Source organism: Rhodanobacter sp. A1T4, assembly GCF_014207185.1.
GTDB lineage: Bacteria > Pseudomonadota > Gammaproteobacteria > Xanthomonadales > Rhodanobacteraceae > Rhodanobacter.
In genome coordinates this window covers 176,528-199,960 of record NZ_JACHCP010000010.1, presented here as the reverse complement: position 1 = coordinate 199,960, position 23,433 = coordinate 176,528, and the positions used below count along the sequence as shown (strand labels likewise).

Annotated in this window: 16 protein-coding genes and 1 tRNA gene; 10 read left to right on the top strand and 7 right to left on the bottom strand. The window is 59.6% G+C overall.

Annotated elements, in window-relative coordinates:
* Window positions 1–55: 55 nt before the first annotated feature.
* A complete protein-coding gene (locus HDE80_RS19210) occupies window positions 56–583 on the bottom strand; it encodes a MarR family winged helix-turn-helix transcriptional regulator (RefSeq protein WP_184673558.1) in 528 nt (175 codons plus the stop codon).
* 174 nt (window positions 584–757) lie between these two features.
* Here HDE80_RS19210 and HDE80_RS19205 point away from each other — a divergent pair, with 174 nt between their 5' ends.
* Both HDE80_RS19205 and HDE80_RS19200 read left to right on the top strand, forming a co-directional pair.
* Window positions 758–1,837, top strand: coding sequence for a glycerophosphodiester phosphodiesterase (locus tag HDE80_RS19205; RefSeq protein WP_184673557.1), 1,080 nt, complete (start codon window positions 758–760; stop codon window positions 1,835–1,837).
* Between the two features lie 101 nt (window positions 1,838–1,938).
* Window positions 1,939–3,315: an ectonucleotide pyrophosphatase/phosphodiesterase gene (locus tag HDE80_RS19200; RefSeq protein ID WP_184673554.1), complete on the top strand. Its 1,377-nt coding sequence runs from the start codon at window positions 1,939–1,941 to the stop codon at window positions 3,313–3,315.
* 234 nt (window positions 3,316–3,549) lie between these two features.
* On the opposite strand, the gene HDE80_RS19195 is transcribed toward HDE80_RS19200, so the two are convergent.
* Window positions 3,550–5,538 (bottom strand): alkaline phosphatase family protein, encoded by a 1,989-nt coding sequence (locus HDE80_RS19195; protein ID WP_184673552.1) that lies wholly within the window; start codon window positions 5,536–5,538, stop codon window positions 3,550–3,552.
* 159 nt (window positions 5,539–5,697) lie between these two features.
* On the opposite strand from HDE80_RS19195, the gene HDE80_RS19190 reads away from it, so the two are divergent.
* The 3 genes from HDE80_RS19190 (at window position 5,698) to HDE80_RS19180 (ending at window position 9,305) form a co-directional block, all read left to right on the top strand.
* Window positions 5,698–6,447, top strand: a complete 750-nt coding sequence (locus tag HDE80_RS19190) for a lysoplasmalogenase (RefSeq protein ID WP_184673550.1) — start codon at window positions 5,698–5,700, stop codon at window positions 6,445–6,447.
* A complete protein-coding gene (locus HDE80_RS19185; protein WP_184673548.1) occupies window positions 6,444–7,709 on the top strand; it encodes a sterol desaturase family protein in 1,266 nt (421 codons plus the stop codon). The genes HDE80_RS19190 and HDE80_RS19185 overlap by 4 nt, the downstream gene beginning before the upstream one ends.
* 87 nt (window positions 7,710–7,796) lie before the next feature.
* Window positions 7,797–9,305 carry an amino acid permease gene (locus HDE80_RS19180; protein ID WP_184673546.1) on the top strand — a complete coding sequence of 503 codons (1,509 nt, stop codon included), beginning with the start codon at window positions 7,797–7,799 and terminating at the stop codon, window positions 9,303–9,305.
* 99 nt (window positions 9,306–9,404) lie between these two features.
* Here HDE80_RS19180 and HDE80_RS19175 read toward each other — a convergent pair whose 3' ends face one another.
* A complete protein-coding gene (locus HDE80_RS19175; RefSeq protein WP_184673544.1) occupies window positions 9,405–10,106 on the bottom strand; it encodes an outer membrane beta-barrel protein in 702 nt (233 codons plus the stop codon).
* Window positions 10,107–10,388: 282 nt separating this feature from the next.
* On the opposite strand from HDE80_RS19175, the gene HDE80_RS19170 reads away from it, so the two are divergent.
* The 3 genes from HDE80_RS19170 to HDE80_RS19160 all read left to right on the top strand — a co-directional run bounded on the left by HDE80_RS19170 (window position 10,389) and on the right by HDE80_RS19160 (window position 15,230).
* Window positions 10,389–12,308: a M61 family peptidase gene (locus HDE80_RS19170; protein ID WP_255483967.1), complete on the top strand. Its 1,920-nt coding sequence runs from the start codon at window positions 10,389–10,391 to the stop codon at window positions 12,306–12,308.
* A 281-nt stretch (window positions 12,309–12,589) separates the two neighbouring features.
* Window positions 12,590–12,666 (top strand) — tRNA-Arg (locus tag HDE80_RS19165).
* A gap of 488 nt (window positions 12,667–13,154) precedes the next feature.
* Complete coding sequence (locus HDE80_RS19160; RefSeq protein WP_184673540.1) at window positions 13,155–15,230, top strand: M13-type metalloendopeptidase; 2,076 nt, start codon at window positions 13,155–13,157, stop codon at window positions 15,228–15,230.
* Window positions 15,231–15,387: 157 nt separating this feature from the next.
* On the opposite strand, the gene HDE80_RS19155 is transcribed toward HDE80_RS19160, so the two are convergent.
* The 4 genes from HDE80_RS19155 to HDE80_RS19140 form a co-directional block, all read right to left on the bottom strand.
* A complete protein-coding gene (locus tag HDE80_RS19155) occupies window positions 15,388–15,978 on the bottom strand; it encodes a hypothetical protein (protein ID WP_184673537.1) in 591 nt (196 codons plus the stop codon).
* Between the two features lie 144 nt (window positions 15,979–16,122).
* On the bottom strand, window positions 16,123–16,572 hold the full coding sequence (locus HDE80_RS19150; RefSeq protein ID WP_184673535.1) for a hypothetical protein: 450 nt from the start codon (window positions 16,570–16,572) through the stop codon (window positions 16,123–16,125).
* A 25-nt stretch (window positions 16,573–16,597) separates the two neighbouring features.
* Window positions 16,598–19,384, bottom strand: a complete 2,787-nt coding sequence (locus HDE80_RS19145; RefSeq protein WP_184673534.1) for a serine/threonine-protein kinase — start codon at window positions 19,382–19,384, stop codon at window positions 16,598–16,600.
* Window positions 19,381–19,893, bottom strand: a complete 513-nt coding sequence (locus tag HDE80_RS19140) for an ECF-type sigma factor (RefSeq protein WP_184600267.1) — start codon at window positions 19,891–19,893, stop codon at window positions 19,381–19,383. Before HDE80_RS19140 ends, HDE80_RS19145 begins: the two co-directional genes overlap by 4 nt.
* 263 nt (window positions 19,894–20,156) lie before the next feature.
* On the opposite strand from HDE80_RS19140, the gene HDE80_RS19135 reads away from it, so the two are divergent.
* Both HDE80_RS19135 and HDE80_RS19130 read left to right on the top strand, forming a co-directional pair.
* Complete coding sequence (locus HDE80_RS19135; RefSeq protein ID WP_184673532.1) at window positions 20,157–22,367, top strand: hypothetical protein; 2,211 nt, start codon at window positions 20,157–20,159, stop codon at window positions 22,365–22,367.
* An 82-nt stretch (window positions 22,368–22,449) separates the two neighbouring features.
* Window positions 22,450–23,424 (top strand): hypothetical protein, encoded by a 975-nt coding sequence (locus HDE80_RS19130; protein ID WP_184673530.1) that lies wholly within the window; start codon window positions 22,450–22,452, stop codon window positions 23,422–23,424.
* Window positions 23,425–23,433 lie beyond the last annotated feature (9 nt).

Here is a 23,433-nt window from a genome sequence, read left to right as displayed (position 1 = left end):
CCCAATTCCTGCCGATGCCGTTATCGTCCGTCAGGATTAAAATATTTCTGAAAAATTATGTCATTAGCTCTACACCCAATGCAGCAAGTTCAGCAATATCTTTGTGCAGCGATTCCCAGCGCTCCGTGCCGAACGACTCCACCATACGTGTCTGGACGCCTTCCCAATGCGCATTTGCGGCCAAAGTCAGGGCGCGGCCTTTGCGAGTCAGCGAAACCTGCTTCGCATGGCCTTCGCCAATCCGACCACCTTTTATTGCAACCCAGCCTGACTGGATCACTGGCGTGAGAGTGCGATATAGCGACGTGCGTTCCATGAACAAGATCTTGGCGAGTTGGCTCAAGGTCAACCATTCATGCCTGGAAGTGGTGCGAAGAACAGGCAGTTGGGCCGCACTGACACCGGCATCGGCCAGCGCTGCATCGTAAAGGCGACTGACGGAACGCGAAGCCTTGCGCAACATGGAGCAGGCACAGGGAAGTTGAGTGGCGGATAGCCTTTCCATAGAACAGTGTATTTGCATCTTTGGGTCGACGCAAAAGCCTTGGTACTCTGGGTTTGTCACATGGATATTACCGATCAAGGTTGGCTGAGCCGGTGCTGACAACCAGCGGATTGCTGGTTTATCCAGGTTGTCAAAAAATTTCCATGAATGCCTGCCAACCTGAGCGGCGTTGTCGAATTCCGTGACAGCTATCGGAGTGCAGCCATGAGTCGCCTATGCTTGATTACCTTCCTTGTCGCTGGAATGCTGGCCATGTCTATTACCGCCCAAGCCCATGAAAAACAGGCCGATGAAAAGCCCATTGCTGCCAGGGTGCTGGTGATCGGTCATCGCGGCGCCAGTGCGCTGCGGCCGGAACACACGCTGGCTTCCTATGGCAAGGCGATCGCCGATGGCGCGGACTTCGTCGAACCCGATCTGGTCATGACCAAGGACGGCGTGCCGGTGGCGCGGCACGAAAACGAGATCAGCGGCACCACGGACGTGGCCGCGCATCCGGAGTTCGCTGCACGCAAGACAACCAAGACGGTGGATGGAGAGAAGATCACTGGTTGGTTCACCGAAGACTTCACGCTGGCCGAGCTGAAAACCCTGCGTGCCCGCGAGCGTCTGCCGGAACTGCGCAGCACGAAGTACGACGGCGAGTTCCAGATTCCCACGCTGGATGAGATCATCGACTTCGTCGCTGCCGAGTCCGCCGTGATCGGGCATCCGGTCGGCATCATTCCCGAAATCAAGCACGGTACGTATTTTCAGAAGCTCGGCCTGCCAATGGAAGACAAGGTGCTGGCGATTCTCGCAGCACACTCGTATACGCAAACCGCGCCGGTGGAAATCCAGTCGTTCGAAATCGCCAACCTGCGCTATCTGCGCGGCAAGTTGGGTGGCATGGGCTCGAAAAATGGCCGCCCGAACATCCGCCTGCTGCAGCTGCTGGGGGATCCGAAAGAGCAGACGTACGATGTCACGGTTGCCGGCGGCAGACTGACTTTTGCCGACATGATGAAGCCCGCTGGCCTGCGCGATATTGCTGCCTATGCTGACGCCATTGGCCCGAACATCCGGGCGATCATTCCACTGGCGCCCGATGGCACGCTGGGTCATCCCACCGCACTGGTACATGACGCGCACGCGGCCGGACTTGAGCTGCATCCGTATACGTTTCGTCCCGAAAACAACTTTCAGGCGAAAAATTTCTGGCAGGGCAGCGATCCAAAAACCTTCAACGCGAAGGGCTCGGTGGCCGAGATCCGGGCGTATCTCGATGCCGGTATCGATGCGTTCTTTACCGATGATCCCGCGCTCGGTCGACAGGCGCTTGACGGTCGCTGAGTTGTCATGAACAAACGAACTAGCGAAGGATGGCTGTAACGGAACTGCAGCAGTCCCAGCCCAGCATGTGCAGCCTCTTTGTCATCGTGCGGATGGTTCCAATGCGTTTTCTGCGGTCTTGCCTGTTGCCGGGTGTTCTGTCGCTTGCCGTGACCCAGTCATCATTCGCGCAGTCTGCATCGACGCAAGCCTCCGCGGGGCAACCGGTACTGCTGATTTCGATCGACGGCCTGCGTCCGGCCGATGTGCTCGACGCGCAGCAGCGCGGCCTGCATCTGCCGAACCTCCAGGCTTTTCTCAAACAGGGCAGCTATGCGCATGATGTGCGCGGCGTGCTGCCGACACTGACGTATCCCAGCCACACCACACTGATCACCGGTGTGTCGCCGAACCTCCACGGCATCGGCAGCAACCTCACATTCGATCCCACCAACAAGAACCAGCAGGGCTGGGACTGGTACGCCAGCGACATTCATGTACCGACTCTGTGGGACGCTGCACATGCGGCCGGACTTAGCACGGCCAATGTGCACTGGCCGGTGAGCGTGGGCGCGCAGGTGGACTGGAACCTGCCACAGATCTGGCGCACCGGTCTGCCGGATGACCGCAAGCTGCTGGCGGCGCTGTCTACGCCAGGCCTGCTGCCCTCACTGGAAAAGGACCTCGGTCCTTACGCTGACGGTATTGACGAAAGCCTGGCTGGCGATCAGAACCGCACCCGCTTTGCGATCCACCTGCTTGAAACCCGCAAACCGCAGTTCATGACGGCTTACGTGACCGCGCTGGATACCGAACAGCATGCGACCGGCCCGGATACGCCGACCTCGCGCAAGACGCTGGAAGGTATCGATGTGTTGATTGGCGATCTGGTGGCGGCCGCGCAGCGCGTGCATCCCGATGGCATCGTGGCGATCGTTTCCGATCACGGCTTTGCGCCGGTGAAGCAGGACATCAATTTCTATTCACCCTTCATCAAGGCCGGCCTGGTCACCGTCAAGGATGGCGCCATCACCGACTGGCAGGCGGCTGTTTGGAACGACGGCGGCAGTGCCGCGATCGTATTGAAAGATCCGAACGATACCGCGGTAAAAGCCAAGGTCGCTGCACTGCTGAAGAAACTGCAGGATGATCCACGATACGAGATCGACCACGTGCTCGACCATGATCAGCTCGTCGCCCAGGGCGGCACGGGCCTGGCCAGCTGGTTTGTACTGCTGAAGATCGGCTACGAGCTGGGCGTGACGTCCGACGCACCGCTGCCAGCGTCTGGCCATTTCCTCGGCATGCACGGTTACGACCCGGCGACGCCAGAGATGCGCTCCACCTTCCTGATCGAAGGTCCGGGTATTCCGGCCGGCAAGAATCTGGGCTCGATCGACATGCGTGATATCGCGCCGACATTGGCCAAGCTGATGGGGGCCAGTCTGCCGCAGGCGCAGGGGCGTGCGCTGCCTTCACTAACCGCTGCGACAAAGTAATCGAAGCGGCGTGGCATCAGTGATGGCCGCGCCCCGCCAACACGAGGGTTCGCGCAGAAGCGCATGGGATCGTACCGATGGAAGCCCCCATCCCAACGCAGACCAGCGGCACGGGCCGCATTGCGAGCGATGTCTTGGTCGTGTGCTGAAAGATCACGCTAGTAAATGTCTACCGCGATCTTAGTTCGGAGCTCACGCAGGATATGGAAAGTGGATTATATCCAGCACATCCATTCACTGCCTTACGGGGCTAGCCTGGTCGAAATAGGTCCAGGTTTTGCCGCCGCTTTGCAATTGCTTCATCTGCAGCACGAAGTTGAATTGGGTGGCCGGGACTGGCGAGCCATCGACGCGTTTAACGCTTAGCCCGATGGCTGGCTGTGCCGGTTGCAATGTGGTCGGCGTCACTTTGTAGGCGTCGACTGGCTGAGCGAGTGGCCCAGTCAGGGATTCGTGCAGCACGCGGCCCTGCGCCTTGGGTAACGCCAGCCCCATCAATGCAGCGATGGTCGGCGCGAGATCGACGTTGCCGCTGGGCAGCGTGTCCTGAAAGTCGCCGCGAAAATCAGGGCCGGCAGCGAGCAGGGTGTTGTGGACGTCTATACGGCTGAAGCTTCCGTGTTCACCGCGTTCGTTGGACTGGCTGGCGTATTCGGTGCCGGGGAAACCCTGGATCTTGGCGTTGGCATCCCATGCGTAGCTGATGATGATGTCCGGCCCGCGCGCAGCATTCTCCAGATGCACGTTCTCGGCGGGCAGCGTGCCGGGGATGTTGCCGTAACGTTTGGCCACGAATACGGCGGCGACGTATTCGCGCGATTGCAGGAAACGTACGGTGCGCTTCACCAGCGCCGCATCGTGCTCGGGCTGGTAGAGGTATTCGGTACCGCCGTTGGAGGCGATCACCAGCGCACTCTTGGGTAGTGCATCGGGCAGCTTGTAGCTGGGCGTGGTGTATGGACCAGGCTTGCCGCAGAGGCGGCCGTCGTCGTCGAAGCGGGTCGGATGAAGTTGCGAACCATCGGTCTTGATACCGCTCATCACCGGTGCGTAGATGCAGCCGGTGCCGTCGAAAGCGGTGAAACCGCCGCGGGTCAGCTCATCGGCCAGGCGCACGCCGCCGGAGACGGAATAGCCCCACTCGTTGTCGATGGTGGTGACGCGACCATCGTTGATCTGGCGCAGCGGGAATAGATCGCGCGGGCCGGCGATATTGCTGTGTGCGTGGTCGGAGACGACGACGATGTCGGTGCTCTGGTCCATGCCCAGCGCTTTGAGCTTGTCTTCGAGCTGACCGAGCAGCGCGTCCTGCGCCTTCAGCGCCAGATGGAATTCCGGCGAGCCGACGCCATACTGATGCTCGGTGGTATCCGGGTTGCGCAGCCACACGATGCTGAGGTCGGGGCGATGCTGTGCCAGCACCTCTTCCAGATACACCTTCATCATCCACGCGTTCGCGGCGGCGGGCGTGGTGTCGACGCCGGCGGTGGCGTCCGAGCTGGCGCCATCCTTCAAGGTGAGCATCTTGCCCTGTTCGGTGGGTGAGTCGTTTTCTTCGCTGAGGTTGAGCTGGCTGGAGTCGTAAGTGTTGATGGTGTTTTTCGGCAGCGCGACGCCCGCTTTCTGCAGTTCCTTGGCGAAGGTCAGTGGCAGCGCGGTGTTCTCGTCGAGCAGCAAGCCGTTGTTCGAAGTGTCGCCGTTGGCGAGTTTGTAGTCCTGCAGGAAGGCCGGGCCGGACTTGCCGATCAGTGCTGTTTTCAGGCCGGCCTTGCGCGCGGTGGCGAACAGCGTGGGCAGTTCCAGCAGTTCGTGTGCGTAGTGCACATTGAGGTCACGCAGAATCGCGTAGTCCTCGGTGAAGATCGGCGACTGGAAGTCCACTACCTGTCCTTTCGCATCCGAACCTTTGGCGCCCGGTGCCCAGAAGTGGTTGCCGTAGAAACCGATCGTGCCGGGAAACGCGCCGGTGGCGAAGCTCGACGCGTTGGCCATGGTGAAGGTGGGATAGGTGGAATGGTTGTCCTCGAATACGCTGCCGCGGGCGCCCAGTGCCAGCAGGTTGGGCGTATCGTCCGCGCTGATCGCGTCCGGGCGCATGCCATCCCACACGAACACGATGACACGGTGGGTGGGCGCGGCGGCGAAGGTAGGCGCCAGCGGCAGGCCGGCCAGCAACAGGGAGCTGACCAGCAGGCGCAGCGAAGGCAGGGCGAAACGGGACATGCAAGACCTCGACGTGAATCAACAAGACAACCCGACATGCTGCGGACTGCGTGTTGCAGTTTGGTGGCAATCGCGTGCCGTGAAAGCTGTGGCGCTGCAGCACGTGGTTTCGGCGGTGCGTGGCTATCATCGCGATCCACGCCCGTATTCAAGTGATGCATGTCGACGCTTTCCACCCCAATTGCCCCTGGCGCGCCACCGGCGTGGTTGAAACCCGCGCTGGTCGTGGCAGCCATGGGCGCCATCGTGGGCGCGAGCGTCGGCAGTGGCGAGGTGGTCGATGGATGGCGCTGGTTGCACTGGCTGTGTAAGCCGCTGGCGACGGCGCTGATTTTTACGATGGTGTGGTGCGTGCGCTCGCCGGTATCGCAGGTCTACCGACGTCGTATCCTCAACGGCATCGCTTTCTCGCTGGTCGGCGATGTGTTCCTGATGCTCTCGCCGCGCTGGTTTGTTGCCGGACTGCTGGGATTTCTGCTGGCGCACGGTTGGTTCATTGCGGCGTTTCTCAGCGACAAGCCGCTGGTTGTGCGACCGCTGGCGTGGCTGCTGTGCCTGGCTTACGGCGCGCTTGCGGTGTGGTTGCTGTGGCCGACGCTGGAACTGCCGTTGCGCATCGCCGTGCCGCTGTATATCGCGGTGCTGGCGACCATGGCCGGGCAGGCGGTGGGGCGCGTGCTGTGGCTGCGTGCGCGACGTGATCCGCACGCGCTGGCAGCCGGCTTTGCGGCCACCGGCGCGCTGGTGTTCATGCTCAGCGACAGCCTGCTGGCGTGGAATCGCTTTCTGGTGCCGCTGCGGTGGTCGGCAGCCGCCGTGCTGGGGGCTTACTATGTGGCGCTGTGGCTGATCGCGCGTTCTGTCGATGCGCGAGCCACGCCCGCGATGATGGGAGGGATACAACGATGACGCCCGAACGCATCATGGCCTGGGCCATCCCGGGTTTCTTTGTGCTTATCGCCATTGAGTTCGCAGTGGCGCGCTGGCGCGGGCACAAGGCCTATCGCAGCAACGATGCGATCAACAGCCTCGGGCTGGGCGTGATCTCGCAGATTGTTGGCGTGTTCAGCAAGCTGCTCAGTGTGGGCATCTATGCGTGGTGCGTGCAGCACCTAGGGGTGTTCCATTTAGCGGCCAACAGCGTGTGGGTCTGGTTCAGTGCGCTGCTGCTGTACGACTTTCTCTATTACTGGCTGCATCGCATGGGGCACGAGGTCAACGTGCTGTGGGCGGCTCACGTAGTGCATCATCAGAGCGAGGATTACAACCTCACCACCGCGCTGCGCCAGACCGGCAGCGGCGTGCTGCTGGGCTGGTTGTTCTATTTGCCGATGGCGCTGTTGGGTTATCCGGTGGAAGTGTTCGTGGTCGTGGCGCTGATCGACTTGCTGTACCAGTTCTGGGTGCATACGGGCGAAATCGATAAGTTGGGCTGGTTTGATCGGGTGTTCTGCTCGCCGTCGAATCACCGTGCGCATCATGCGGTGAACGATCGCTACCTCGACAAGAACTATGGCGGCATCCTGATCCTGTGGGACCGACTGTTCGGTACCTTCACTGAAGAGAATGATAGCGAGCCGCCGGTGTTTGGCACGCGTTCGCCGCTGCAGAGCTGGAACCCGCTGTGGGCGAACGCTGAGGTGTATTGGGCCATGGCGCAGGACGCATGGCATGCCGAACGCTGGCGCGACAAACTGCAGCTGTGGTTTCGTCCGCCGGGCTGGCGGCCGGCCGACGTCACGGCGCGCTTTCCCAAGCCGGCGTTCGACATCGATCATCCGCGCTATGACCCGCCGATGTCGCGTGGCTTCACCGTCTACCTGCTGCTGCAGTTCGCGCTGCTGTTGGGGATGTCGATACATTTTCTGGCCCTGGTGCCCGTCGCTCCGCTGCCGACGCTGCTGCTCTATGCGGGCTATCTGGTGGCCAGCCTGTGCGTGCTGGGCGTACTGATGGAAGGTCGTCGCTCGGCCACATGGCTCGAAGGCGTTCGAGTGGTGGCAACGGCGCTGGTATCTGTGCTGAGCGGGAAGTGGTTCGGCATCGCTCATCTGGACGGCTATATGATGCTGGCGATTGCAGTGATTTTTGGCCTCAGCGCCCTGGCCTTGCCGTGGTTGCATGGTGGACAGAGGGCTTTGTCATTGCATGATGGCGCAGCGCCGGTTTGATGTCCCCATTCGCGCCCGTGTCGGAAGCCATGCGGGCAACAGCGGCACGATTCGCTATGATCGCCGTTCGTTTCCGGGGATCAACACATGAGTTTTCTTAGCAAGCTGCTGCGCCACAAGTCGGTCGAACAGCTGCAGGCCGAGGTGGGTCAACGCGGCGATTTCCGACGCGTGCTGGGGTTGTGGCAGCTCACCGCGATCGGCATTGGCGGCATCATCGGTGTGGGCATCTTCGTGCTGGCGGGCCAGCAGGCAGCGGTGAATGCCGGTCCGGCGGTGGCGCTGAGCTTCATCATTGCGGGCTTGGGCAGTGCCTGTGCAGCGCTGTGCTACGCGGAATTCGCGGGACTGATTCCGGTGACCGGCAGTGCCTATACCTACGGTTATGCGGTGCTCGGCGAGTTTGTCGCCTGGATCATTGGCTGGGATCTGCTGCTGGAATACGCGCTCGTAGTGGCCGTGGTAGCCATCGGCTGGTCCGGCTATGTGCAGGTGCTGCTGGCTTCGGCGGGCGTGCATCTGCCGGAATGGGCGCAGCAGAGCATGAGCGCGCAGACCATGCAGTATTACTTGCAGCAGATGTTCGGCACGCATGGCGCGCAAGCGATCGCCGCGCCGAGCGATGGCCACCGCTTCAACGTGATCGCAGCAGGCGTGTCGATTGGTGTTGCGATATTGTTGACCCTGCGCACCGAGTGGGGCGCGCGCTTCAACACTTTTGTGGTGGCGATCAAGGTGATCGGCGTGCTGCTGGTGGTGGGCGTGGGCGTGTTCTATATCAATACCGCGAACTGGCATCCATTCATTCCCGCACGCGTCGTCGATGTCAAAACGGGGCTGGGCCACTTCGGCTGGCAGGGCGTGCTGACCGGTGCCAGCGTGGTGTTCTTCGCGGTCTTCGGCTACGACACGTTGACCACGGCAGCGGAAGAGGCGAAACATCCGCAGCGCGACTTGCCACGGGCGGTGCTACTGTCGTTGGCGATTGCGATGGTGCTGTACATCGCCGTATCGCTAGTGTTGACCGGCATCACGCCGTATAGCCACCTTGGTGGCGATGCGTCGGTATCCGATGCGTTCGAGTCGATCGGCCTGCACTGGCTCAGCATCACGATCGCGGTTGCTGCGGTGATCGGCGTGACCAGCGTGCTGTTTGCCTTCATGCTGGGCGCAGCGCGCATCTGGTTTGCGCTGGCGCGCGACGGCTTGCTGCCGGCGTGGTTTGCGAAAGTGAGTCCTCGCTTCGGCACGCCAGCGCGGCCGACCATCATCTTGGGCCTGTTTACCGCGTTGGTTGCCGGGTTGCTGCCAATCGGCGAAGTGGCCGAGCTGGTGAACATCGGCACGCTCAGCGCCTTCATCATCATCTGCGCCTCGATCATGGTGCTGCGCGTGCGCAGGCCGGGACTGCAACGCAACTTCCGCACGCCGGCGGTGTGGTTCACCGCACCGCTGGGCATCCTATTCTCCGCGGTGCTGATCTACGGCCTGCCGTGGATCACCTACGAGCGTTTCGTGATCTGGATGGCGCTGGGCTGTGTCATTTATTTCGCCTACGGCATACGACACAGCAAGCTGGAATCCGACAGCAAGTGATTGCACACGGATAATGTGCGATCTCGTTACACGACAACAGAAAAAGCAAAGGCTGATCGAATGCAGCCTTTGCTTTTGTGCGATTCGCATCTGTATCAATCAGAAGCGGTATTCGAGCGACGTGGAGAAAGCGGCGATATTTCTTTTCGCCTTTGTATCGACACCGCTGTTTGGGTTGTCGACGGCATTGTATTTGATGTTGTAATCGTCATAGTTCAAGCCGATGCTCACGTTGCTCGTTACGTCATAGCCGGCGCCCAAGCCGCCGTACCAGCCATTGCGGGAACTTGTGTTGGAAACGGATGGACCACCAGGCAGACCAAAGACATGATCGGGGTCACAAGGTATGAACGACGTTGTACAGGCGACGTTGGTATGTGAACGTAACCAACCTGCGTGTGCCGTAACAAACCAATTGTCATGGAAGTCATACCTGCTGTTTACGCCCAATGTAAATGCCTTGGGCTCGACGGAGTAAATCCGCTCTGGATACAAGTAATTTCTTTTGCCCTGGCCCAAGTAGGCATAGCCAATTTCAGGGCCGACGATGCCATCCCAGCGCCAACCAAAACGCAGGTTCTGAAATACGCTGTTGTCGTGGGTGAGATCGTCACGGTATCCGGGATGATTGCTTGCTGTTGCGTCACGATATTGGGAGGTACCGAGGTTGCCAGCCACGAAGAAGTTGTCGAGCTGATTGGAATTGACATTATTGCCGACTGACGAATCGGGCTGACTAGCCATACTGGCTGCAGGAGTGGCGACAGCAACGGCAACGGCTACGAGCAGTAGTTTTTTCATACGAAACTCCATTTTTATTGTTGCGCTCCGGAACGTGAAAATTTGCGATAAATCGCGCTGGGACGCGATTCGAGCAAAATATTCGCTCGAGGATGATGAGCTGGCCTTACACAGGGCTTTCATTCAATGGAAATTCAATGAAAAGCGAAATAAGTGGCCTGATGAGCATGACCAATGGCAGGGAGGAACTCCCACGCTGCAGGTTTAGCATCTGTACTTTTTAACCATACACGTCGCGGCAGATTTGACGCGATAAATAGAATGTTCGCTCAGGAGAATGTATTGAAAGTTACCCGCCTCGCTTCCGCTGTTGCCGCCGCCACCCTTGGGCTGATTTCGTTTGCCGCAGTGGCCGACATGGCGAATCCGCCGCCGATACCTGCGCCGCAGAACGTGGCTTACCCAGGCACGATGAAAATCGATGTGGATGCCACCGACATCGCGCATCGCATCTTCCGCGTGCATGAAACCATTCCGGTGGCGGCCGGTCCGCTGACCTTGCTGTATCCGCAGTGGATTCCGGGCAACCACTCGCCGACCGGGCCGATCGACAAGATCGCTGGGCTGGTCGTGAAGGCGAACGGTCAGACGCTGCCATGGACGCGCGACCAGTACAACGTCTACGCCTTCCACATGGATGTGCCGCAGGGTACGAGCGCAGTCGATGTGAGCTTCGAATACTTGACTCCGCAGAGTTCGCGCGAGGGTCGTGTGGTAATGACGCCGGAAATGCTCGATACGCAGTGGAGCGCCAGTACGCTGTATCCGGCCGGCTATTTCGCACGGCAGATCAACACCGGAGCCAGCCTCAAGCTGCCGACCGGCTGGCAGGCGGGTACTGCGCTCGAGGTCGCCTCCAAAGATGGCGATACCCTGCATTTCAAACCGATCAATTACGACGATCTGGTCGATTCACCGGTGTATGCGGGCAAGTATTTCAAGCGCGTCGACCTCGATCCGGGTGCCCCCACGCCGGTGCATGTCGATATCGTGGCTGACGAGGCCAAGTATCTGGAGATCAAGCCCGAGCAGCTGAAGGCGCATCTGGCGCTGGTGCAGCAGATGTACAAGCTCTATGGCGCGCATCACTACAACCACTACGACTTTCTGCTTTCGCTGAGCGACAAGATGGGTGGCGAAGGTCTTGAACATCACCGTTCCAGCGAGGATGGCGTCGGCACCGGCTATTTCACCGAATGGGATAAAACCTGGGCTGAGCGCGATCTGCTCTCGCACGAGTTCAACCACTCGTGGGATGGCAAGTACCGTCGGGGCGCCGATCTGGCTACGCCGAATTTCAATGTTCCGATGGGTGACAGCCTGCTCTGGGTCTATGAGGGCCAGACCGAGTTCTGGGGCCAGATCATGGCGACGCGCTCCGGCCTGTGGACCATGGACCAGGGCCAAGACATGCTCGCCTACATGGCGGCCACGTACGACAAGGGCCGCCCGGGCCTGACCAGCTGGCGCAACGTGCAAGACACCACCAACGACCCGACCATGTCGATGCGCGCGCCGCTGCCGTACCGCAACTACCAGGGCAGCGAGGACTACTACGTGGCCGGCGAGATGATCTGGCTTGACGTCGACGGCCAGCTGCGTGAGCTCACCGGTAACAAGCGCAGCATCGACGATTTCGCCAAGGCATTCTTCGGCATCAATCCCGGTGCCTGGGATGTCGATACCTACACCTTCGACGACGTGGTCAAGACGCTCAACGAGGTGGCGCCTTATGACTGGGCCAAGTATTTGCGCGATCGACTGGACGGCCACGGTTCGCTGACCGGCGGCCTCGCTTCGCATGGCTGGAAGCTGGTCTATACCGACAAGCCGTCCGCTGCGGTCAAGGCGATGGAGGAGCGTCGCCACTCCGCCGATCTGATGTATTCGCTTGGCCTTTCCGTGGGCAAGGGCGGCGACATCAGCGACGTGCTGTGGGACGGCCCGGCGTTCGCTGCTGGCATCTCTCCCAGCATGACCGTAATCGCCGTCAATAGTCATGACTACAATCCCGATGAGCTGAAGGATGCCGTCACCGCTTCCTTCAAGGACAAGAGCCAGCCAGTCGAACTGCTGGTGAAAAACTTCGACGAGTACAAGACGGTGCGCATCGACTATCACGGTGGCCTGATGTACCCGCACCTGGAGCGCGACAGCGGCAAACCAGATCACCTGACTGAGTTGCTCAAGGCAAAAAAGTAAGGCGGATGCGCCGAGGCCAAGTTGCTTCGGCGCCTCGTTGAGTCACGAATATTGCAGAGCTGTCGACGTCTGCTCTCAGGGATCGGGAGCAGACGGTATTCAGCAATACCTGTGAAACCGCTTTAAAAATCATGGATGCGCGGTTAGTTGCAGACATCCAGTGCCCGCTCGTTGTCCCGGCCGCCCGATGCGTTGCCGGCCATCCAACCCCATCGGCAACTCGGCTATACTGCGTCCCCGCGGCACGGGCCTTCAAGACCACTGTCGCGCCGGTCACCAATGCGCTCGTAGCTCAGCTGGATAGAGTACCGCCCTCCGAAGGCGGTGGTCGTGGGTTCGAATCCCGCCGAGCGCACCATTTTCCCCAATGTTTCCTCCTTTGCGTATAATCATGAGTGGCCGCGCCACTCCGGTGTTCTTTTGCTCATAGTGCTCGAATCAGTCGTTCAGGATTTCGACTCTTGAAGAGAACAACTTAACCATACGCTGTCTCGCCATATGCACCGCAACGCCCCATCGCTTCGCGATCGTATCGGGCATCTTCTTGCCGGTCCGTGGCTTGCAACCCAAGACTCATGAGAGCTGCGAGGGTGAGCGGTTTGAGACGTGAAACTTGCTGATCGCAATGCACGGCCCTCGGCTTCTTCTGATGTAATACGAGAGCTTGAGCGAGCGCGCGCCATCGGTGGCCATTCGCTCACACGCGCCATCGATCACCTTCATCTCACTCGCGGGTTGCCGCAGATCATCCGCACGTACTATGGCAAACAGTTTGTGGCAGCCCGGTAATGCGATATTCCGAATCAAGCAGGCAGATCGGGACATTCAATCATGTCAGGAGGCGTTATGAGCAGCAGAATTCTTGTGATGATTTGCCTTGGTGTATTGATCGCGGGTGCAGCGCAAGCTGCTGACCCGGCGAGCACCAGGCCACAATATGGAAATTGGGGCTTCGACAAGGCCGGTGCCGACATGACGATCAAGCCCGGCGACAATTTTTTCCGCTATGCCAACGGCACCTGGCTGGACCGCACACCGATTCCGGCCGACAAACCTGCCGTCAGCCTGCGCCTGGCCATGACCGATCTTACCGAGCAGCGTCTGCACGCGATCATGGACTCGGCGACAGCACACGCAACGGACCAAACGACCACGTTGCAGGGCAAGGTTGGCGCGTTCTACCAGTCGTTCATGGATGACGCGCATATCGAGGCGCTTGGCGCCAAGCCGATCGCGCCGGAGCTCGATGCCGTGCGCCATGCGACCACGCGCGATGCGCTGGCTGCACTGATGGGTCGCACCAACACCGACTTCGACGGCTCGCTGTTCAACGTCGGCATCGATGTCGACCTGAAGGATCCGAAGCGCTACGCGGTCTACCTCGGTCAGGGCGGCCTCGGCCTGCCCGATCGCGACTACTACCTCAAACCCGCGTTTGCGAAACAGAAGGCTGCCTACCAGGCCTATGTCGCCATCTTGTTGACGCTGTCCGGTTGGAGCCACCCCGATGCGGTCGCGACAGACGTGGTCGCGTTCGAGACGGCGATCGCCCAGGTAAGCTGGAGCAAGGTTGAGCAGCGCGATCCGGTGGCGACCTACAACCCGATGAGCGTGACCGAGCTGCAGCAGCTCGCGCCTGGTTTTGCGTGGTCTGCGTTCCTGAAAGCGCAGCGGCTAGGTGATCTGCAGCGCATCGTGATTGGCGAGAAAACCGCATTCCCGAAACTCGCTGCGCTGTATGCGCATACGCCGGTAGCGACGATCCAGGCATGGCAGGCGGCACGCATTGCCGACAACGCTGCGTTCTACCTGTCCCAGCCGTTCCAGAACGCGTATTTCGACATGCACGACAAGACGCTATCCGGCCAGCAAGTACAGGCCGTGCGCTGGAAGCGCGGCGTGCATGCCGTCTCGGGCGGTGACTGCGGCGTCGGCGAACGGCTGGACTGCTTCGGCAACCTGAGCTGGGCCGTCGGCCAGCTGTATACGGACAAGTATTTTCCGCCTGCCTCCAAGGCGAAGATCGAGCAACTGGTGGCCAACCTCAAGACCGCCTACCACGCGCGCATCGAGAAACTCGACTGGATGAGCCCGCCAACGAAGCAGGAGGCACTGCGCAAGCTGGACACCTACACGATCAAGGTCGGTTATCCCGATCACCAGCGTGACTATTCGCAGGTCGTGGTACACAACGATGACCTGATCGGCAACGTGACGCGCGCGGCCGCAGCGGACTGGGCGTTCTATGTGGATCGCCTCAACGGCCCGGTGGATCGCAGCGACTGGTCGATGACACCGCAAACCAACGATGCCTATAACGGCTCGTTGCGCGACATCGTGTTCCCGGCCGGCATCCTGCAGCCGCCGATCTTCGATCCGAACGCCGACCCGGCGATCAACTACGGCGCGATCGGTGCCGTGATCGGACACGAACTCACTCACGGTTTCGACGATGAAGGTCGCAAGATCGATGCCGACGGCGCACTGCGTGACTGGTGGACGGCTGCCGACGCGAAGGCGTTCGAGGCGCGTGCAAAGAAACTCGGTGCGCAATATTCCGCGTTCGAGCCGTTGCCCGGCGTGCACATCAACGGCGACCTGACCATGGGCGAGAACATCGCCGATCTGGGTGGACTTACCCTGGCGCTGGACGCTTATCACGCCTCTCTGCATGGCAAGCCTGTGCCGGTGATCGACGGCATGACTGGCGATCAGCGCGTCTTTATCGGCTGGGCGCAGGCATGGCGCGGCAAGCTGACCGACGATGCGATCCGTCGCCAGGTCACCAGCGATCCGCACTCGCCGCGCGCGTTCCGCGTCAACGGCGTGGTGCACAATATCGACGCATGGTACGACGCTTACGGGGTCAAGCCAGGCGACAAGCTCTATGTCGCAACGGCAGATCGGGTACGAATCTGGTGAGGCCACGCTGACGGACCTTTGCAGATGGGGCTTCGTTCCCCTTTGCGCAGATCGTTCAGCAGACGATCGGTGAAGTGGGGTTCCGAGTCAGGGGACGCACTGGTCCTGGAACACGCTCGTGATGGGCACTCGACCGATCACGAGCGTGAATTTCATCCTACTGCACGCAGAGGTCCTGTGCTGTTGGCCCCTGGCCATTGGCAAGATTGTTGTTGGTGACTATCAGAACCTTCAATACGCGAGTAAGCGATTCCGTATCCACGGCATCGCCTTCCTTTGGAGGCCATGGCTTGCTTGAGTTGGGCGGCACCGATCCACCGCATTCGAAAGGCTTCACGGTTATTGCAGCTTTGGTATCCGTGGATGCTTGATTGATGGGTGCGAGGTAATAGGAAAGCACGTTGATACGCAAAAGTACCGCGCGTAACTCCGCCTGGATTTGTGCAGGCGTCGCCGGCGGTAAAGGTTTAGGCTGTGCTTCGTCCGCTTGTGCCAAGCCGAGCGTGCATAGCAGACCGATCAGCACCAGGGGCGGATTCGTTGCAAAATCGTCGATTTCATGATGTTCTCCTTGAATGAATCGTGCTTGCAAGATCAATGCACATGCCATTGACCGACGGTCAGGGCAGCGCCTCGGCAGAATAGGCTCATCGAATATCCGCCGCCATGGTGTAAAACGTATCTCGATCCAGAAATGGATCATCGGTCGGTAATTTTTCCGAATAACGGGCGCGTCTTGAGGTGCCAAGTCAGCACTTCATCGGCACCCCTGGTTTCGCGCAACGCGCAGCCGATCAGATCGAACGCCTATGCGGACTCAGCCACCTGCCCGTTGTATCTAGAAAACTCGTGGTCGGCACTCGATCGATCGGTGCGCGCGCGAACCTCAATCCTATTGCGGGTGGCAGACGTCCATTATCGTGAGTTCACGGCCCTTGGCAGAATTGGTATTGGTGACTTTCAGAGCGGTCAATACGCGAGCAAACGATTCCGCATCCATGGCATCTCCTATTTTTGGAGGCCAAGGTTTGTGCGAGTTGGGGTCCACCGGCCCATTGCATTCGAAAGTGCTCACGGTTATGGCGCCTTTGGAGTCAGCGGATGCGTCGTTAGTGGATGCGATGTAGTAGGAAAGTTCGTTGATACGCAAAAGTACCGCACGTAACTCAGCTTTGATCTGCGCCGGCGTCTTCTTCGGCAACGGATGAGCTATCTGTGCAGGTGTTTTCGTCTGCGCAGGTTGAGCTACCGGCGGTGTTTCACCTGCGCGCACCAGGTTGAGCGTGCATAGCAGGCCGAGCAGGATCAGAGGGCGGATTCGCTGTGAAGTCTTCGATTGCATGATGTTCCCCTTGAGTGGATCTTGCTTACAAGATCAGCGCACACATTGCTGACCGTTGGTCTGGGCAGTGCCCTGGCAGAATGGCCTCATCGAGCATCCGACGCCATAGCGAGTCGGCTGGAAACCTGTCGCTATACAACTGAGCTTGGCGTTTGAGGTTCTCGCCTGTGGCTGCGGCAGCCTTGGCACTGAATTGCGCCGCTATGGTGTAAAGCGTATTTCGATCCAGAAAAGGATGATCGGCCGGCAAATTTTTTTCGAATAGTGCGCGCGCCTTGAGATGCCAGGCCAGTGCGTCATTGGCGCGCCCGGTTTCGCGCAACGCACAGCCGATCAGTTCGAATACCTGTGCCAACTCGACCTCCTGGCCGGCTGCAACCTGCGACTGCTGCGCTGCCAACTCAAGCAGTTCACTGAGACCAGTCGCATAATCACCACTACGCAACCGCACTTCCGACAAATACCGGCGCGCACGCAACACTTCCATGGCATTGGCCGAATAGCCCGCTATCTGCAAGCCTTTGATGACATCCTGCATTTGTATAGTGGCGTCGTCGTACTTGCCCATCATCGCGAACGCTCTTGCTTCCGTCTGGCGTGCAAACAAGTGTTCGGAATCATGTGCCGATGTGCCGTCCAGGCGTATTGCCGCGGCCGCGGCATCACTCGCAGCGACCGGCTCGCCGAGTCCCAGCCGGGCAGTCGCCAACAGCCGCCATAGAAAACCTTGTTGGCCGTGTGTCTGATCGACCTGTTCGTGGATCTGGTTCAACAAGCTTTCAAAGCGACTGGCAGCCGCGGCATAGTTGCCCAGATCAAGGCTGAGTATTCCTCGGTTGCGTTCCAACACGATGCGATCGGCCTGCCGCAGCGTGGTCTGCTGACTCAGCGCCAGCGCGCGATTCAACGCCTCGACAGCCTCGGTGAGATGTCCCACGTTGCGTGCTACTACCGCAAAATCCATCAATGCGACCACTGTCTCCGGGGACTTCGGTCCCGAGCCGATTTCGCTGTTGTCTACGCCTTGGCGCATTTGATCGAGCGCTGCCGTCGCGTTTCCCCGGCGCAGGTCAAGCGTACTCAGCACCGTATTGGCATAGTAGCGAGCCTTGGCGCATTCAGTCCCACGATCGCAGGCGCTGAGCGCCGCCTGGGCAAGCGCCGCGGCACGGGCGGGATCATCATGGATGATTGCGAACGCAACCCAGCTTCGCGTCCGGTTCAATGCCGGGTCATTCGCCGGGGCGGTGGCCTCAAGCAGGCCGAGCGCTTCAGTGAGTACTTGTGCCGACTCCTCGGAATTTCCCAATCGGTTGTACATATGCCCGAGTTCGGCGAGCAATTCGCCACGAAGGCGGTCCTGATCCTTGAATTCCGCGCGCGCACGCTTGACAGCGCCGTCGACCATCTGGCTGCCGGTGGGCTCTGCGTTCGGATGCTTTTCATCCGGTTCGGCATCACTGACTAATTCAAACATGAAATTCCGTACGGCATCGCCGCGTACGCGTTGCGCCTCGCTCTCTACATGTTGTTGCCATGCGGTGCTTGCAAACCCCACGGCAACGGCCAAGCCGATGGCCGCGGCGATACAGGCGGCGCGATTGCGCCGTATGAACAGGCGCGAGATATGCGCGAGCGACGGTGGCCGCGCGCTGATCGGACGGCTGGCAAGATAGGCCTGGATATCATCGGCGAAGCGTTCGACCGAGCCATACCGTTCCACACTGGTCTTGCGCAAGGCTTTGCCGATAATGGTTTCCAGATCGCCCTTGAGTGCTGCGCGAAGGCGCCCGGCGTCGGGTAGATTGCGCGACTGCGCTGCCGCAAGATCGATGGTCGCCCGCCCGGCGCGCCCTGGCTCGACATATAGAACCGCATGCATCCAATCCGCCAACGATGCCGACTCCGACAAGAAAGGCGTGGCACCGGTAAGCAATTCGAACAGAATGACGCCGAGTGCGTAAACGTCGGTTGCCGTCGAGATCTGTCCGTTGTTCAGTTGTTCGGGGGCGGCATAGCGCGGTGTCATCACACTGTCGCCATCGCGCGTCAACGCGGTGGACTCCATCTGCAGCGCCGGATCGCCAAGCAACTTGGCGATCCCGAAATCGAGCAACTTAACCTGGCCGCTGGTATCGACCAGAATGTTCGAGGGCTTCAGGTCGCGATGCACGATCAGATGCCGATGGGCAAAGTTGACCGCATCCAGCACCTGCAGAAACAACATCAAGCGCTCGCGGATACTCAAGTGTCGGATGTCGCAGGCTTCGGTAATGGAAACCCCGTCGATGAATTCCAGCACGATGAAGGGTTGACCTGTCGCCGAGACGCTGGCGTCGTAGATCTGGCCGATATGCGGATGACTCAGCGCGGCCAGTATGTCCCGCTCGCGCGTGAATCGTTCGACGGCAACGGCAGAGTTGAAGGTGAATAGCGGTATCTTCAGCGCTACCTGACGCTTCACCACGCCATCGATCCGCTCGGCCAGCCAGACTGCCGACATGCCACCCCGGCCCAGCTCGCGTAACAGCCGGTAGCCACCCAGGCACATGCCGGCGTTGAGGCCGATCGTTGCTTCTGGCTGATGCTGCAAGGACGGCAGGTCAAAAGCCGCCGGAAGCTGCAACAGTAATGAATTATCGGTCGCTTCTGCTGCCTTCAGCAGTCGGAGAAGCCGTTCGTGCAGCGCCGGCTGCTCGGTGGCTAACTTGGCTAATTCAACGTCGCGTGTACTCGAGGGAGCATCGAGCAATCGATCCAGCCAGGTCATGGCCAGAGCGTCCAGAGACTCGGCTTGACCGGGTGAGTTCATCCAAGCGGCACCCCAAGCGCTTCATACAGGAAAGCTTTGCCGCGTTGCCAATCACGTTTGATCGTTGGCTCGGACAGCGACAGTGCGGCAGCAATCGCAGGCACTTCCATACCCATCACCGCGCGCATCTCCGCGACTTGCAACAAGCGCGGTTCGACTTGGCCGAGCCGTTCGAATGCTTGATCGAGTAGCAGTATCTGCTCTGGCGTGCCGCTGCGATCGGCGACCTCGGCGCACAAGGTCAAGGGCAGCAATTCAGCCGAACGCTTCTGTGCAATTCGCTCGCGCGCCATATCGACCAGGAGCGATCGCATCGCGCGACTGGCATAGGCCAGGAATTGCTCCATGGTCTCGAAGCGAAGTCCGTTACGGCCCTGCAGATTCAGGTACAGCTCGTGTGCAAGTGTGCCAGTAGAGATGGGAGCCTTTTCCCGGGACAGCCGCGATCGAGCCAAGGCGAGCAGTTCGGCGTAGTGATCGCGAAACGAAGACTCGATGTTTTTGTTCAAGTTGCTACGCCCCCCGTGTTGCCTGGCAAGCCGCTCTTTTTGCAGTGTAGAACAAATTTTTCGGAGCCATGATCTCTGCTGGCACCACATTCCGCTTAATGGGGTACGGACACTACTAATCGTGAACTACTTGTTCTCGTACAAGGTTGATGCTTCTGCGCTGCATGCGCTTTGCGCAATCAAGGGGAATGTCCGGACTGCATGCCGATCCGTAAGGGTCTGCAAGAGACATCTTTGAATCTGCCGAACTTAAGGAGAATTCCATGCGAGCAACAACGCACGGCCGGCACGCGTCCGGTTCACTCTTGGGAGCACGATTGGCCTTGGTCATCGGATCCCTCGCCCTGGTAACCAGCCAATGCGCCGAGGCATCCTTCCTCGACAGCCACGGTGATCTGATCGATGTGGTCAGTACACCACCGAACACAAACACGTCTCAGGTCACCGTGTGGCGCATCGACCAGCCGAATATCGCACAGTTGGCAACCAACTACCCGCAGATCCAGTTCCAGCCGGGCGACAGATTCAAGGTACTGGCCGGGGGATGCGACCAGACCGGCGGCATGGGCCACACCTGGAAACGCTACGTCTATCCACAGGGGGACAACACCAACGTTCTCTACCACGGTTTGATCCTTGTCCCTGAGGCCTTGCCCGCTGCCCCTCATGATCCAGGTCTGGCCAAATCGCTCTATAACTTGTTTTCCCGGCTCGGCGACTTTGGCGTCGGTGATGGACTGGGCGGCGGCGTGCCGGTGGAACACTATATTCCGGACCCGCTGCCGGACGGTCGCAACTTAAAGATAAACCCGCTTTACCTCAGCCTTGGGTTTGAGGACGATGGCTATAGTGATAATGGATATTATGCGCGCGACCCTGGCAACAACGATCAGTGCGTCAACGTTCCGCCGTCCTATGTGATTATCACCATCGGCCATCACGGCGCGATTCCCCCCGATCCGCGGCTTTATATAGGCATCAAGCCTGACGACTTCGAATGTCAGGCGGGCTGGGCTTTCGTCAACCAGGGCACGCCCGAGTTGAGCTATGCCACTTTTCAAACGGCCTTCCAGATCACCTGGGCCGGAAAATACCTTAATCCCTTCAATGAAATTCTTTATCAGAGCGGGAAAGGTCTTGCCTCAAGCGGCAATTGCGAGGGCATGGCTCTTTTGTCCGTGGCTGGAGAAGATCAATTCGTGGTCGGGGATATCAAGGAAAGCTTCTGGCACAACTACCGATACGCCTTATTCTCCCAGACGCCCGCAAATATCCAGTTCGATATCAACGTCGCCCACTGGCAGCAGCTATCTGGTTACTTCGTGCACAACTGGCTCGACAGCATCGAGAGCCACGCGTCGACCATTGTTTCCAATATCGAGCACGATCTCACCTCCAGCGAATACAACTACAACTACGGCCTGCTGACGCTCAAGCATGGTGGCGGAGGTCACGTGCTGGTACCTCTGGCGGTAACCCATTCAGGTGCTCATACCTATATCGAGGTTTATAACCCCAACACGCCCTGCACCAGCATTCCGAACACCGCCAACGCTCCGAAGGTCGACATTGTCGGCGACAACTGGAGCTATGACATGGGCAGCGACGGGGTCTGGACCGGCACAAACAGCGGTCTCCTCGGGCTGGTCGACAACGGCATGGGGTATATCGCCTATCACGGTCCGGATGATGGTTGGACAGACCAGATCAGCAGCCTTTCGGGGCTGTCGGAAGTGATCTTTGGAAGCGACGTGTCGGTTGACCAGGTCAGCGACAGCAAGGGCCGCAAACTCATCATCAACGGCAAGGTGGATGTCACGGATCAGGGGCTGGGCAGTGAGGTCGTGCTGTTGCCCAACTACGCCGCCACGGAAACCCCGAAGCGTCCGCGTTCCGGCGATCCGAGCAAGGTGTTGAAGGTGGCCCCCGAGAAAGCGGGCAGTGCTGCCCAGCAGGCTTTGCTGGCGCAATTCGACAAGGACTATGCCCAGGATTACGAGAAATCCGGATTGGTGTATGTGGTCACGGACAAGAATCTGACCGACCTCACTTTCACGCTCTCCTCCAAGAAAACGGGAAAGCCGGTACGGGCGCTCATCAATCAAGGCGGGCAGTTCATCGAGGTCAAATCCGCGGAGGCTTCAGGCTCCGACCTCATTCATCCCAGTCTGACCGTGCACAGTCTCGCCGACCTCGCCAAGAGCGGAGTCACCTTGAACAGCTCCGATGCCAAAGTCTTGAAGGTGACCTTCACCCACGGCCTCTACGACGATCAGGCCAAGACCGAGACACTGCAGCAAAGCTCCGACATCACCATCAAGACGGCAGTCAAGGCGCAAGTCACCGGCAACGAGCTCGAGCTTTCCACGGCTGAAACGCCTGCCGCAGCGACGGTAAGCAAACGAACCATCAGCGTGGATGCAAAAGTCACCCAGGCCCCGATTCGCCAATTGACCACAACGCCAATTCAGTAGCGCCCATTCAATAGCCATTTAGGCGGCTGCACTGATTGGCACTGGCGACACTGAGACCTTACAAAATTTAGGAGATATCGATATGTCATCGTTAGCTGTTGTAAACCTTCCTGGTTCTGACAATCTTCAGCTCTTCGTTGGCGGTTATCCCAGCGGAAGCATCACGCTCTCGCAGACGGGTAGCGGCCCAGGCTCCTGGACTGCGGCGTCATTGTTCCCACTGTCGGGGACATCCGCGAGCGACTTCGATTGCATTGCGGCCTGCCAGAATGAGAACGGCGTTCCACAGGTCTGGGGACCGCCCACGGCGGGCACACACGGTTGGGTATACACGCGTTACAGGGCACTTGGCGGCACGACCTGGACTCAGCCGGCGTTGCTGTCCGCGACCCCTATTGGCAATGCGATGGCGGCAGGTTTGTCAGCGCCCGGCCGAGTTCAGCTATTTGCCAATCAGCCTGAGATCGGCGGTAGCAGCAATGATGCTGGCAAGCTCATCACCTGCTGGCAGTCGGTGCCGAACCAGCAGTCTTTCAATACCTGGTCGGCCATGGCCGGCGCGCCCACTCCGGGCAACGCCACTGGTGCAGTCGCGGTCCACAATCTGCCGGACAAGCGGCTACAGCTGTGGTGCTGCACATCATCCAATCAGTTGTTTACTTGCTGGAAAGAATCGACCAAGGAAAACGTTCCCTGGAGTACATGGACAGCGGCGTCAGTGCAGCCCGGAAAAGTCTTGAGTGCAGCGGGAGGCGTGCGTGCTGATGGCCGGGTTGAAGTGTGGTGCTTGCTTGAAGGCGGTAGCCTGGTCACGTCGATACAGTCGTCATGGCCATCGGCGAACGTGTCGTCCTGGGAGCCGGTCTCCCTGCCGGCGGGAGTTGGGCCGGTCTACGCGGTTGCGGTCGGCAAGCTGAGCGACACGCGATTGCAGATTTTCATTCTCGCCGCCAATACGCGCGCCAACGACGCCGTTGATCTATACACCTGCTGGCAATCCAGCACTGCTGCATCGGCCGCTTGGTCAGCCTGGACGCAACTAGCTACCAGCATCTGAGCATATTTG